Below are 12,604 nucleotides of genomic sequence, written 5' to 3'. Positions count from 1 at the left end.
ACGCGCCCCGTCGAGCCATGCGCCGGGCGGTTCAGCCGGGCGGTGCCGACAGATGGATCAGGATGCCGCACACCTCGTCCACGATCTCCTGGGCCTCCGTCTCCTCCCCGCAGTCGGCCAGTTCGCGCGCCGCCCCGCCGATGACGGTGGTCAGCACGCTCACCCGGACCCGGCCGGCGCGCCGCCGCTCGTCCACCTCCAGGAGCCGGGCGTTGCGCCGTACCCACGCGCGGTCCCACTGGCGGCGCAGCGCGTCGAAGCCCGCGGGGCCGTCGTCCTCCACGAGGAGTCTGCCGAGCCGCCGGTTGTCCCAGGCGCCCGCCAGGTATGCCCTGGCTCCGGCCACGAAGAGGGCGATCGGGTCGTCCACCCCGCGGCTTCGCTCGGCGCTCACCGTGGCTGCGGTCCGGCGCTCCTGCTCCTCGCGGAACTCCTCCCAGAGGGCGAGGTAAAGTCCTCGCTTTCCGCCGTAGTGCTGGAAGAGGCTGCCCACCGGGATGCCGGAACGCGCCGCGATCTCGGTGAGGCCGGCGTCGGTGTAACCGCGCTCGGTGAACACCTCCAACGCGGCCTGAAGCAGGGCACGCCGGATCGAGCGGTCCTGACCGGCGTGGCCCTCCGAGGAGCCCATGCTCTGCTGCTCCGCCGGCAGCGAACGTGCCGCCTCGGTCCCGGCGGACTCCATGGTGCCGCTCACTGATCATCCCCACCTTCTCCGGCCCCGTCGCGGATGGCGAGGGCGACCAGCAGTTCCAGGAGGTCGGCGATCCGGCGCGGATTGCGTCCGGTGCGTTCCTCGATCCGGCGCAACCGGTAGTGCGCCGTGTTGTGGTGCACCCGCAGCCGCTCGGCGGCCAGCCGCAGGTTGAGGTCCGCCTCCGCGAAGGTCCGTATGGTGGCCGCCAGCGTGTCCCCGCGCCTGCGGTCGTCCTCCAGCAACGCCCGCACGCGGGGATCGACCAGCTGACGGGCGAGATCGTCGGCGCGCAGCGCCAGGTAGTCGAACGGAGACAGCCGCGGCAGCGCCGCCACCCCGCCCCCGCTCGGCACCAGGTCGAGGGCCGCCCGCGCCTCCGCGTAGGCGCGCGGCAGTTCCGAAGCGCCCTGTGCGACGGTGCTGATGCCCATGGAGAGCATGGTGCCCTCCCGGGCGAGCCGCCGTTGCACGGCCTCGAAGTGGGCGCATATGTCCTCCGCGTTCATGCCGGCCCGGACCACCGGCACGGCCACCACCTCGCCGTGGCGCACGACGACCAGGGTTCGGCCGGCCCAGGGCCCGGCGACGCTGATCGACGCGCTGGTGGCGTACCCGTTCTCGGCCGAGGTGAGGTCACCGGTGCGCGTGTCGCCGACGCACACCGCCACGACCGCCATCATCGGCGAGCGCGGTCCGATGCCGTACGCCTGCGCGGCGGCGCACAGCGGACCCCGCGTCGGTGCCACGCCGGCCAGCAGCTGGTCCAGGAGATCCCGGCGCTCCCGGTCCGCGTCCGCCACCACGTGCTGCTGGTACTCGACGTATGCCTGTGCGGCGTGGGTGCTGGCGTAGTCGACGTACCGCATCAGCGGGGTGACGAGGGACAACGCGGCCTGTTGAGCCTCGGCGGACGTGCCCGCGCAGTCCAGCAGCGCGTCCCACAGCACCTGCCGGCCGACCCGGAAGGCACTGATCCAGTCCTCCAGGGCGAACCCCGCCCGTGCCCGGCGCATGGCTGCCGAGCGGCTGAACACCAGGTCCTCGGGGGCGATGTCCCGGTCGCCGGCCAGCGCCGCCAACTGCATCCGGTAGTGCTCGAGCACCTGCTCCCGTACGTCGTCGAAGAACCGCTCGTCCTGCAGCGCGTACGACGGGATCTCCGCGCGCATCACGCCGATGGCGGTCTGCGCCACCTCCTCGATCCGGTCGTGGACGGCGTGCAGGATCCGCCGCCGCTCCCGGCAGAGCGGTTCGGAGAGTCGGGGGGTGCCCGGAGCGGGACCACGAGGCATGCCGCCGATCGTCGCCGCGCACATCGTGCTCCGTCAACAGGCTCGGCGTGAGACATCCGCGGTGACCTGTGCGCGGCACACAGTCCGGCGACCCGGAAGTTGGGTGCTCGTACCCAATGTGCGGCCGGAAGACCCCCACCTACTGTGACGCTCGCCCACCCCCCAGCACGTCGGAAAGGGCGTCACTCATGCTCGCGGTCGACGGTATCAGCGTCCGCTTCGGCGGAATCACGGCCTTGGACGGTGTCGCATTCACCGTCGAGCCGGGCACCGCCGTAGGGCTCATCGGGCCGAACGGAGCCGGCAAGACCACCTTGTTCAACTGCCTCACCAGGCGCTGCACCCCCGATGCGGGAACCGTGCAGTTCGAGGGTGAGGACCTGCTCGCCCTTCCGCCGCACACCGTGGCCGGGCGCGGCATCGCCCGCACCTTCCAGAATCTCGGCCTGTTCCCGCGGCTCACCGTCCGGGAGAACGTCATGGTCGGCGCCCACAGCCGGGGGCGCACCGGACACCTCGCCGCGGCGCTCCGGCTGCCCCGCGTCCGGCGAGAGGAGAGGGAACTATGTGACCAGGCGGACGACTTGCTACGGCGACTCGGCCTGGCGGACGTCGCCGACCACCCCGCCTCCGGGCTGCCGTTCGGCACGCTCAAACGCGTCGAACTCGCCCGGGCGCTCGCGATCCGGCCACGGCTGCTGCTGCTCGACGAACCCGTCAACGGTCTCAGCCACGGCGAGGTCGACGAATTCGCGGATCTGGTCCGCTCGGTGCGCCAGGACTTCGACGTCACGCTCGTGGTGGTCGAACACCACATGGGGTTCGTGATGGGTCTGTGCGACAAGGTGGTCTGTCTCGACTTCGGCCGCAAGATCGCCGAAGGCTCGCCCGAGGAGATCCAGCGCGACCCGGCGGTCATCGAGGCGTACCTGGGGGTGGCCGTATGAGCGAGCCCACCACCGACCCCACCGAGCCCGCGCGGAGTGCCGAGCCGGACTTCCTGAAGGTCTCGGACCTGCACGCCGGATACGGCCAGGCCCGCGTGCTCCAGGGCCTCGACTTCTCCGTCGCCCGCGGTGAGGTGTGCGCGATCCTCGGACCCAACGGCGCGGGCAAGACCACGACGCTGCGGGCGCTGTGCGGCATGGTCCGCGGACGTGGCTCGGTCGCCCTGAGCGGTACGGAACTGCTGGGCCGCTCGCCCGAGCAGGCCGCCCGCCTCGGTGTGGCGCACGTGCCCGAGGGCCGGGGCACCTTCAACGAGCTGACCGTCGAGGAGAACCTGCGCATCGGCGCCCACCTGCGCACCCGTCACTGGAGGCGGGGCCGTGCCGAGCGCGCGGCCGTGGCGGCCGACCTGGAACGGATCTACGGCTACTTCCCCAAGCTGCGCCAGCGATCCCGCCAGGCCGCCGGCAGTCTCAGCGGCGGCGAGCAGCAGATGCTCGCCATCGGCCGAGCCCTGATGCTGCGGCCCTCGCTGCTGCTCCTGGACGAGCCGTCGCTGGGCCTCGCGCCCCTGGTCACCCGCGAGCTGTTCGAAATCGTCCGTGCCGTCAACGAGGAGGAACGCACCACCGTGGTCGTCGTCGAGCAGAACGCCCAGCTCGCGCTGGACATCGCGCACCGGGCGCACGTACTGGAGGCCGGCCGCCTGGTGCTGTCCGGACCGGCCGACCGGATCCGCGAGGACGGGCAGGTCGCCGAGGTGTACCTCGGTGTCTCCGTCCGAACCGGAAAGGGCGGGTGAGCACCGTGACCGAACTGCTCCAGCAAGTGGTGGAAGGGGTCGGCTCCGGCGCGGTGTACGCCAGTCTGGCGCTGGCCCTGGTGCTGATCCACCGGTTCACGGGGATCGTCAACTTCGCGCAGGGCGAGCTCGCCATGATCTCCACCTATGTGGCGTGGCAGCTCGTGGCCTCCGGCATGTCGTTCTGGCTGGCTCTGCCGGTCACCCTGGCGGTGTCGTTCGCCGGCGGCATGCTGATCGAGCGGATCGTCATACGACCCGTGCAGGGCGCGCCCGAGCTGACGCTGGTCATCGTCACGGTCGGCCTGTTCATCTTCGTCAACGCGATGGCCGGCCTGATCTGGTCGTTCACCGTGAAGGACTTCCCGCAGCCCTTCCCCGACGGAGGAATTGACCTGGGCGGCGTGCGCGTGGACTGGTCGACCCTCGGGATCATCGCGGTGGTGGCCGTCGTGATGGGCCTGCTGTACCTGCTGTTCCAGCACACCTCCGTCGGCCTGGTGATGCGAGCCGTCGCGTGCAACCCCGCATCCGCCCGGCTGTCGGGCATCCGGGTCGGCCGGGTGCTGATGCTCGGCTGGGGGCTGGCCGCGACGGTCGGCGCGGTGTCGGGCGTGCTCGTCGCCCCGCTGCTGTTCCTGGAGCCCAACATGATGGGCGGAGTGCTGATCTACGCATTCGCCGCAGCCACCCTCGGAGGCTTCGACAGCCCGGTCGGCGCGGTCGTCGGCGGCCTGCTCGTGGGTCTCGCCGAAACGCTGGCCGGGGCCTACGTGGACGTGATCGGTGCCGATCTGAAGGTGGGCGTACCCCTGGTGATCATCCTGGCGGTGCTGCTGGTGCGCCCCCAGGGCCTGTTCGGACGGGCGGCGGTGGAGCGCGCATGAGCAGCATCACGACAGTACTCGGGACGGACCGCGCCCGACGCCTGCGGGCCGCGCTCACCGTGCTGCTCGCGGCGGGGGTCGCCGTCGGCGCACCGTTCTACTTCGCTCCCTTCCAGGTCTTCCAGCTGACCATGGTGCTGCTGTACGCCGTGGCGCTGGCGGGACTGAACCTGCTCGTCGGATTCGGCGGGCAGATCTCGCTCGGGCACGGCGCGTTCTTCGCGGCGGGGGCCTACACGGCGGCGGTCATGCTCGACCGGTACGACACCGGCCACCTGGCCACGCTGCCGGCCGCGGCCGCCGGATGCTTCCTGCTGGGCCTGGGGTTCGGAGTACCCGCACTGCGGCTGCGCGGCCTTTACCTGGCCCTGGTCACCCTGTCGTTCGCGGTGTTCCTGCCGCCGCTGCTCAAGCGGCTCGAACCGGTGACGGGCGGCTCCATGGGCCTGACCGTGGACAAGCTGCAGCCGCCCGCCTGGAGCGGGCTGGCCGAGGACCAGTGGCTCTACCTCGTCGTCCTCACCGTCACCGCGGTGGCCCTGCTGCTCGCCCGCAACCTGCTGCGGTCCCGGGTCGGCCGGGCACTGCTCGCCGTGCGGGACAACGAGAGCGCCGCCGAGGTCATGGGCGTACGGCTGTCGCTGCACAAGACCCTCGCCTTCGCGTGGAGCGCGATGTTCGCGGGTGTCGCCGGGTGTCTGTACACCTGGGTGATCGGCTTCGTCTCACCCGACTCGTTCAGCTTCGTCCTGTCCATCACGCTGCTGGCCGGCCTGGTGGTCGGGGGACTTGCCTCGCTGTACGGGCCGCTGCTGGGGGCGGCGTTCGTGATGTACGTGCCGAGCGTCTCCCAGGACGTCAGCGAGGCGGCACCGGGAGTGGTGTTCGGCCTGCTGATCATCACGGTGATGTTCGTCGCCCCGACGGGCCTGGCCGGTCTGCCGGGCCGCGTCCGGGCCGTTGTCGTCCGTCGCCTGCCTGGCCCCGCAGCCACCCTCGACCGGACGCCAGAGATCGAATCCGCCCCTGATGCGGAGCCGGGGTCCCCGGCCGTATCCGAACCCTCCGCGACGGACACCCCCGCGGACCCCGAAGTTGCCGACGCCGAACCCGTGGGCGCACCGCCCCGCACGGAAAAGGAATGAACCACATGCGCAAGACCACCGCTCTGCGGGCGGCCGCGGCCGCGACCGCCGCCCTGCTCACCGCGACCGCCTGCAGCAGCCAGCGAGGGCAGGACGCCCAGGACACAGCCGCCGACGGCGCCTGCAAGGGCCAGCAGACCACCGGCATCACCGACAAGACCATCAAGCTGGGCGGGATCTACCCGCTGTCGGGACCGGCCTCCGCGTACGGCACGATCAGCACGGGCGTGGACACCTACTTCAAGCACGTCAACGACAAGGGCGGCATAGACGGCCGCAAGGTGGAGTTCGTCGTCCGCGACGACGGCTACCAGCCGCCCAAGGCGGTCGAGGAGGCCCGCAGACTGGTCGAGCGGGAGAAGGTCTTCGCCGTGTTCCAGAGCCTGGGCACCCCGTCCACCGCGGCTGTGTGGGACTACCTCGACAAGCAGAAGGTGCCGCAGCCCTTCGTCGCCACGGGCGCCTCCGTCTGGGGCACGGACGACCAGCACCCCTGGACCATCGGCTGGCAGCCCAACTACGTGTCCGAGGCACGGGTGTACGCCAAGTACCTCAAGGACGAGAAGCCGAAGGCCGAGGTCGCGGTCCTCTTCCAGAACGACGACTTCGGCAAGGACCTGCTCGGCGGGTTCAAGGAGGCCGTCGCCGGCAGCGGCGTCAAGGTGGTCGCCGAGGAGAGCTACGAGGTCACCGCCCCCTCGGTGTCGGCGCAGATGACGAGCCTCGCCCGGTCCAAGGCGGACGTGCTGCTCAACATCACCACGCCCAAGTTCGGCAGCCAGGCCCTCGCCGCCGACGCCAAGAACACCAAGTGGAACCCGCTGCACATCGTGAACAACGTCTCCTCGTCCGCCGCCGTGCTCAAGCCCGTCGGGTTCAAGAACGTCCAGGGCGTGGTCTCGGCGACCTACTTCAAGGACCCCGCCGATCCGCAGTGGGCCGACGACGCGGAGATGAAGGCGTACAACGCCGCGCTGGACAAGTACGCCCCCGACGCCGACCCGACCAACCAGTTCAACGCCTACGGCTGGGCTGCCGCCTCCAGCCTGCACAAGGCGCTGGACGAGATGAAGTGCCCGACCAGGGAAGGGCTGCGGGACGCGGTGCGCAACCTGAACGACGTGAAGGTGGACATGCTGCTGCCCGGGGTCACCCTCTCCACCGGGTCCGACGACGCCTTCCCGATCGAGACGATGCAGCTGATGCGGTTCAAGGGCGAACGCTGGCAGTTGTTCGGCAAGCCGGTGGACACCCGCAAGGAGTTCGGCCCGCTCGCCAAGTGAGCCGGCGGGGGCGGTCCCGGTCGATGTCCCGACCCCTGGGGACCGCCCCCGCTCCTTCCTTCCCCGATCCCTCGTGTCCGCCACGCCGTGGCACGCGGCGGGCGAGGCCGCAGCGCCACCGGGTTCAATAGGCTTACCTGGTATCAGCAGGTCAGCGTGGATTTCGAAACGCCAGCCGGCGACCCGGACGCCGTCACGCCGGTCACCGGCCGCAGGGCGGGACCCCGAGGCAGAACATCACTGACCGAGTACAAGGTGGTGTCCAGCGGTGGAGGAGCGGATGACGGACCTCAGCGACAGCCACGACGATCCGGGCGCCCCGCACTTCGCCGCCTTGGCTGTGCTGGACGACCGGGGAGCCGTGGTCGGGTGGAACCAGCGGGCCGAGGAACTGCTCGGCTATCCGGACACAGCCGTGATCGGTCGTCCTGCACTCGAGGTCCTTGTCGATGCCCGCGATCTGACGGCTGTCAGGGAGGCTGCGGCGAGTTGCCGGCGGACCGGCGGCTGGTTCGGGATGCTCAAGGTGCGGCACCGCGACGGGCGGCTCGTGGAGATGGGGCTCAGAGCCCAGGGACTCTCACGCGACGGCCAGGTCCGTGAGTGGATTCTTTCCGGGGCCCTCGCCGTGGACGTCCTGGAGTGGCGAAGGAACCGCGCGGTGCTCGACGGGTTGTACCGCCGGTGCCCGATCGGCCTGGTCGTCCACAGCCCCGACCTGAGGCTTCTCCGGGTGAACCGGGCCATCGAACGCTTCACTGGTGTACCGGCGGGCGACTTTCGGGGGCAGCCCACCGGCCATTTGCTCGTCCCCGACGACGCACGCATGGCCGTGGACCGTGTCCGTCAGGTGCTGGACACCGGGAAACCGTTGATCTACTCGGAGCAGTTCACTCGTCTGGACCGGGACCCGGCACGCGAGCGGGTCGCGTTGGTCTCGTCCTTCCGGATGGAGGATCCCTCCGGCCGCGTCCTGGGTGTGGCCGAGATGATCGAGGACATCACCGAACGCCATCGGGCCCAGCGTCGGCTCGCGCTCCTCGACCAGGCGGGCAGCCGTATCGGAACCACCCTCGACGTGGCAGAGACGGCCCGGGAACTCGCCGAGGTGATGGTGCCTCACCTCGCCGATCATGCGTCGGTGGACCTGCTTCAGCCCGTGACGCGAGGTGAGGAACTGGCCCGGCCCCTGGCAGGGCCGGTGGTACGCCTGGGGGCCAGCGGCATCGGTGCCCAGCAAGCCGGCCCGCCCCACCCCGAGGGCGCGCCGGTGGAGTTCGCGCCGAACACACCCCAGGCCAGATGCCTCGCCGCGGGGCGGCCCGTCCTGGAGCCGGTTCTCCCGCCCGACTGGTTCTCGGCGCAAGGCCACGAGGGGGCCCACGCTCCCGACCTGGGCGCCCACTCGTTGATCGTGGTCCCTGTTGCCGCACGCGGTCTGGTACTGGGAGTGATGACTCTGTGGCGGTCGCGCCGCCCCGATCCCTTTGAGGCGGACGATCTCACTCTCGCCCAGGAGCTCGCCTCGCGCGCGGGCGTCGCCATCGACAACGCCCGGCGCTTCACCCAGCAGCAGCAGACCGCGTTCACCTTGCAGAGCAGCCTTCTGCCCCGGGCGGTTCCGGACCAGTCGGCCGTCGAGGTGGCCCTGCGGTATCTGCCGGCCAGTGCGGCGCCGGGCCTGGGCGGCGACTGGTTCGATGTCATTCCGCTGTCCGGGGCCCGGGTCGCCCTCGTCGTCGGCGACGTGGTGGGCCGCGGCATCCACGCTGCCGCCACCATGGGCCGGCTGCGTACCGCCGTACACACACTGGCCAGCCTCGATCTGGAACCGGACGAGGTCCTCTCCCGCCTGGACGACCTGGTCAACCTCCTGGCGGCCGAACAGGAAGCAGCCGGCGAACGGCCCGTGGGCGAGCAGGTCGTCGGTGCCACCTGCCTGTACGCCGTGTACGACCCGGTCTCCGGGCGGTGCTCCGTGGCCCGCGCCGGCCACCCGCCGCCGGTGGTGACGTCTCCGGACGGACAGGTGGCCCTGCTCGACCTGCCCGCGGGCCCACCGCTCGGCCTGGGCGGCCTGCCGTTCGAGGCCCGGGACGTCGAACTGGTCGAGGGAAGCCTGCTGTGCCTGTACACCAACGGCCTCATCGGCGAACGCCACATCGATGCCGACGTCGGCCTGACCAAGCTGTGCGCGGCGCTCGTCCGCCCCGCGGACGCGCTGGAACGCACATGTCAGGCGGTGGTCGACGCACTCGTGCCCGCGCGCCCCGGTGACGACGTCGCGTTGCTGATCGCCCGCGCCCGTATGCTCCCTCCGGACGATGTCGCCTCCTGGCCCCTGCCACTGGAGCCCGCCAGTGCCGCCCGCGCCCGGACACTCGTCTCGGACAAGCTGACCGAATGGGGTCTGGAACATCTGGCGTTCACCACCGAGTTGATCGCCAGCGAACTGGTCACGAACGTCTACCGCTACGCGAGCGGCCCCGCGACCCTGCGGCTGATCCGTGAGCGGTGTCTGGTGTGCGAGGTCAGCGACACCAGCCACACCTCACCCCACCTGCGCCACGCCCGCGCCACGGACGAGGGCGGGCGCGGTCTGTTCCTGGTGGCCCGGATGACTGAGCGCTGGGGCACCCGGTACACCCGCGAGGGCAAGACCGTGTGGACCGAACAACCACTGGCCGGCACTTTCACCTGACCGCTCAGGCCTTGCCGGGGACCTCCATCTCCCCCAGCAGCGACCAGTCGTGCTGCGGAACGTTCATGTTGACGACGCGCGGCGTCTCGACCAGATGGGGCGGCAGCGTCTGCTGCGCGGCCTTGAAGTGCGCGGACTGCACATGCGCGACTCCGGCCTCCTCGTCGCGGAAGGCCTCGACCAGGACGTACTCCGTCGGGTCTTCCACGCCGCGCGACCAGTCGAACCACAGGCAGCCGGGCTCGGCGCGCGTGGCGCGGGTGAAGTCAGCGGTGATCTCGGACCAGCGGTCGGCGTGCTCGGGGCGGACTCGGAACTTGGCGGTGATGAAGATCATGGGATTCCTCCGCTGAGCCGTTGGAGGGGCAGGGTGGCAGGCTCGTCGCGACAAGATCGTACGATCTCGGCCTGCCACGCCGGCCCGCTACGGCAGGAGGGGCAGGTGGCGCGGGCGTGCCCGACGGGTCATGACGACCGGAGTACCAACTGACCGTCCGCATACGGAAGAACCTTGGCGCGCGGCAGATGGACCAGGACCTCCTCGTCCGCCGGAACTCCCTCCTCCCGCGGCGTCTTCCCAGGCGGCGGCGTTCCCGGGGCGCAGCCCGCCCGCGCAGCCGTGGTCATTCGGCTGCGGCGAGCAGCCGTGCCTCGCTCTCCTCGTACAGCCGCCGGCTCTCGGGGCCGGTGGGGGTGCGGCGCCAGTGCTCCAGACGGCTGCCCAGCCAGCCCGCCAGATAGCCGAACGGGACGGAGACCAGTCCGGTGGACTGCATCGGGAACAGGGCGAAGTCGGCGTTGGGGAAGACGGCGGACGGCGTGCCCGAAACCGCCTTGGAGAAGATCATCAGCACCAGTGCGCAGGCCGCGCCGCCGTAGAGGGTGGCGAGCAGACCGGTGCGGGTGAATCCCCGCCAGAACAGGGAGTAGGTGAGCGCGGGGGCCACCGCCGATGCCCCGATGCAGATGGCCAGAGTGGTCAGCACGCCGACGTTCCAGCCCCGGACCAGGGTGGCGAGCCCGATGGCGACGGTTCCCACGGCCACGCTCGTCCACACCGCCACGGTCATCTCCGTACGCGGCTCCGCGTGACCCCGCCGCGCCACATGGGCGAACAGGTCGTGGGCGAGCGACGAGGCCGCGGCCAGGGTCATCCCCGCGACCGACGACAGCAGGGTGATGAACACCATGCCCGCCACGGCCGAGTAGAGGATCGTCGTGCCGGCGGAGCCGGGTGCTCCGCCGAGCATCTGCGACAGCATGAGCACCGAGGTCCTGCCGTGCGGGTCGGCCGCGGTGATGGCCTGCGATCCCACCAGTGCCGCCGCGCCCGTACCCATGATGATCACGAGCAGGCAGAATGTGGTGACCGTCCCGACCGCCCACGACATGGAGCGACGCACGGCCGGCGCGTCCTGCGCGGAGAACAGACGCATCGTGATGTGGGGCAGGCACGCCACGCCGAGGACCACGGTGATCTGGAACCCGATGAAGTCCAGCCGCTCGCCGGCCGAGGTGCCCAGCTGAAGGCCCTGCTGGAGGAAGGCGGGGCCCGCGCCGCTGCCTTGCTGGGCGGCCCTGAGCACGTTGCCGGGGCTCCAGTCGAAGTGATTCAGCACCAGGACGGCGACGACAGCGCTGGTGGCGAGAAGGCACACGATCTTGATCATCTGAACGAGCGCGGTGCCTCGCATGCCACCGAGCGCCGCGTAAATGATCATCAGGCTGCCGACCATGACGATGCTGCCCGTCCTGGCGCCCGCCACGTGCGGGAGGTCCAGGATGAAGGTGAGCAGCGAACCGGCCCCGGAGAGCTGGACGATCAGGAAGGGCAGGGTCGCCGAGAGCGTCACCACGCAGGCCGCGACACGCACGGCCCGCCCGGGCATGTTGCGGGCCAGGACGTCGCCCATGGTGAACCTGCCGGCGTTGCGCAGGGGTTCGGCCAGCAGGAACATCAGCAGCACCAGGGACAGGGCGGTGCTGACCGCAAGGACGTAGCCGTCGTATCCGGTGAGCGCGATGATTCCGGTGGTGCTCAGCACCGTGGCCGCGGAGATGTAGTCGCCCGCGATCGCCAGGCCGTTCTTGAACGGGGTGAGCGAGAGGTAGCCGGTGTAGAAATTCGTCAGGTCGTCGCGGTCCGGTCCCGCCATCACGCAGATCATCAGGGTGAGGGTGACCAGGACGGTGAACAGGAAGAGGACCGGGGCCTGCGTCCCGGAGCCGTAGTCGTTCATCTCACCGCACCCGCGTTCCGGCCGACGGCGACCGCCCGCTCCCGCACGGCGCGAGCCAACGGATCCACCGAGCGTTGCGCGCTGCGTCCGTACCAGAAGACCGCCGCGAAGGTGACGACGAGTTGGAGGACCCCCAGGGCCATCCCCAGGCTCAGCTCTCCGGCGACCTTGGACCCCATCAGGCCCGGAGCACTGCAGGACAGCACGACATACACCAGGAAGGATCCGAGCGCGGTGAGCGTGGAGGTTCGGCGGAGCAGTCGGTAGGCGGAGCGGAGGGCGGCGAGGTCGGCGCCGTGCCGATGATTCTCGTGCGCGTACGGCTCGTCCCAAGGGGCCTGCCCGTAAGGGCCGTCCCAAGAGGCTTGCCCGTACGGGTCGTTCCGAGGGGCGTCGTACCCGTACGACCGGGGATCGGTGTGCTGCGGCCATCCGGGTGGTGCTGAGGGGCGGTACCGGTTTTCGTCGGGGTATGTCATCGCGTGGCCTTCCACTACGGCTCGGTTCGTGGAGTGAACGGGGCGAAATGGCTCAGGCGGCGCACCATACCGACTGGTTGGGATGCCTGTAAGTCTCCAGTTGGTTACGTTCCGGGGGCGATGCCGGATA

Annotated in this window: 11 protein-coding genes; 6 read left to right on the top strand and 5 right to left on the bottom strand. The window is 70.6% G+C overall.

Translation table 11 applies throughout. From position 1 onward, the window contains the following. Positions 1–31: 31 nt before the first annotated feature. Positions 32–697, bottom strand: a complete 666-nt coding sequence (locus tag ACTMVF_RS35820; protein ID WP_441275233.1) for a TetR/AcrR family transcriptional regulator — start codon at positions 695–697, stop codon at positions 32–34. Continuing rightward, positions 694–1,989: a PucR family transcriptional regulator gene (locus ACTMVF_RS35815; RefSeq protein ID WP_441275232.1), complete on the bottom strand. Its 1,296-nt coding sequence runs from the start codon at positions 1,987–1,989 to the stop codon at positions 694–696. Before ACTMVF_RS35815 ends, ACTMVF_RS35820 begins: the two co-directional genes overlap by 4 nt. 188 nt (positions 1,990–2,177) lie before the next feature. On the opposite strand from ACTMVF_RS35815, the gene ACTMVF_RS35810 reads away from it, so the two are divergent. From ACTMVF_RS35810 to ACTMVF_RS35785, 6 genes are all read left to right on the top strand, one after another. Next, positions 2,178–2,936 (top strand): ABC transporter ATP-binding protein, encoded by a 759-nt coding sequence (locus tag ACTMVF_RS35810; protein WP_441275231.1) that lies wholly within the window; start codon positions 2,178–2,180, stop codon positions 2,934–2,936. Then, complete coding sequence (locus ACTMVF_RS35805; protein ID WP_441275230.1) at positions 2,933–3,739, top strand: ABC transporter ATP-binding protein; 807 nt, start codon at positions 2,933–2,935, stop codon at positions 3,737–3,739. Before ACTMVF_RS35810 ends, ACTMVF_RS35805 begins: the two co-directional genes overlap by 4 nt. Beyond that, complete coding sequence (locus ACTMVF_RS35800) at positions 3,736–4,626, top strand: branched-chain amino acid ABC transporter permease (protein WP_441275229.1); 891 nt, start codon at positions 3,736–3,738, stop codon at positions 4,624–4,626. Before ACTMVF_RS35805 ends, ACTMVF_RS35800 begins: the two co-directional genes overlap by 4 nt. Next, positions 4,623–5,771, top strand: coding sequence for a branched-chain amino acid ABC transporter permease (locus ACTMVF_RS35795; RefSeq protein WP_441275228.1), 1,149 nt, complete (start codon positions 4,623–4,625; stop codon positions 5,769–5,771). Before ACTMVF_RS35800 ends, ACTMVF_RS35795 begins: the two co-directional genes overlap by 4 nt. Before the next feature lie 5 nt (positions 5,772–5,776). Then, positions 5,777–7,054 (top strand): ABC transporter substrate-binding protein, encoded by a 1,278-nt coding sequence (locus ACTMVF_RS35790; protein WP_441275227.1) that lies wholly within the window; start codon positions 5,777–5,779, stop codon positions 7,052–7,054. Between the two features lie 280 nt (positions 7,055–7,334). Next, positions 7,335–9,755, top strand: coding sequence for a SpoIIE family protein phosphatase (locus tag ACTMVF_RS35785; protein ID WP_441275226.1), 2,421 nt, complete (start codon positions 7,335–7,337; stop codon positions 9,753–9,755). 4 nt (positions 9,756–9,759) lie between these two features. Here ACTMVF_RS35785 and ACTMVF_RS35780 read toward each other — a convergent pair whose 3' ends face one another. From ACTMVF_RS35780 to ACTMVF_RS35770, 3 genes are all read right to left on the bottom strand, one after another. Continuing rightward, positions 9,760–10,092, bottom strand: a complete 333-nt coding sequence (locus ACTMVF_RS35780; protein WP_441275225.1) for a putative quinol monooxygenase — start codon at positions 10,090–10,092, stop codon at positions 9,760–9,762. A 286-nt stretch (positions 10,093–10,378) separates the two neighbouring features. After that, positions 10,379–11,995, bottom strand: a complete 1,617-nt coding sequence (locus ACTMVF_RS35775; protein ID WP_441275224.1) for a sodium/solute symporter — start codon at positions 11,993–11,995, stop codon at positions 10,379–10,381. Then, complete coding sequence (locus ACTMVF_RS35770; protein ID WP_441275223.1) at positions 11,992–12,474, bottom strand: DUF485 domain-containing protein; 483 nt, start codon at positions 12,472–12,474, stop codon at positions 11,992–11,994. The genes ACTMVF_RS35775 and ACTMVF_RS35770 overlap by 4 nt, the downstream gene beginning before the upstream one ends. Between the last annotated feature and the right edge of the window lie 130 nt (positions 12,475–12,604).

Source organism: Streptomyces sp. SD31 (genome assembly GCF_052068475.1).
In the GTDB taxonomy this organism is placed as follows: domain Bacteria; phylum Actinomycetota; class Actinomycetes; order Streptomycetales; family Streptomycetaceae; genus Streptomyces.
This window is presented reverse-complemented; position numbering and strand designations above follow the sequence as displayed.

Bases quoted from the DNA above. Each gene is read 5' to 3' on its own strand.
- ACTMVF_RS35815 (WP_441275232.1), bottom strand. From the start codon at position 1,989: ATGCCTCGTGGTCCCGCTCCGGGCACCCCCCGACTCTCCGAACCGCTC.
- ACTMVF_RS35795 (WP_441275228.1), top strand. From the start codon at position 4,623: ATGAGCAGCATCACGACAGTACTCGGGACGGACCGCGCCCGACGCCTG.
- ACTMVF_RS35775 (WP_441275224.1), bottom strand. From the start codon at position 11,995: ATGAACGACTACGGCTCCGGGACGCAGGCCCCGGTCCTCTTCCTGTTC.
- ACTMVF_RS35770 (WP_441275223.1), bottom strand. From the start codon at position 12,474: ATGACATACCCCGACGAAAACCGGTACCGCCCCTCAGCACCACCCGGA.
- ACTMVF_RS35785 (WP_441275226.1), top strand. From the start codon at position 7,335: ATGACGGACCTCAGCGACAGCCACGACGATCCGGGCGCCCCGCACTTC.
- ACTMVF_RS35805 (WP_441275230.1), top strand. From the start codon at position 2,933: ATGAGCGAGCCCACCACCGACCCCACCGAGCCCGCGCGGAGTGCCGAG.
- ACTMVF_RS35790 (WP_441275227.1), top strand. From the start codon at position 5,777: ATGCGCAAGACCACCGCTCTGCGGGCGGCCGCGGCCGCGACCGCCGCC.
- ACTMVF_RS35780 (WP_441275225.1), bottom strand. From the start codon at position 10,092: ATGATCTTCATCACCGCCAAGTTCCGAGTCCGCCCCGAGCACGCCGAC.
- ACTMVF_RS35810 (WP_441275231.1), top strand. From the start codon at position 2,178: ATGCTCGCGGTCGACGGTATCAGCGTCCGCTTCGGCGGAATCACGGCC.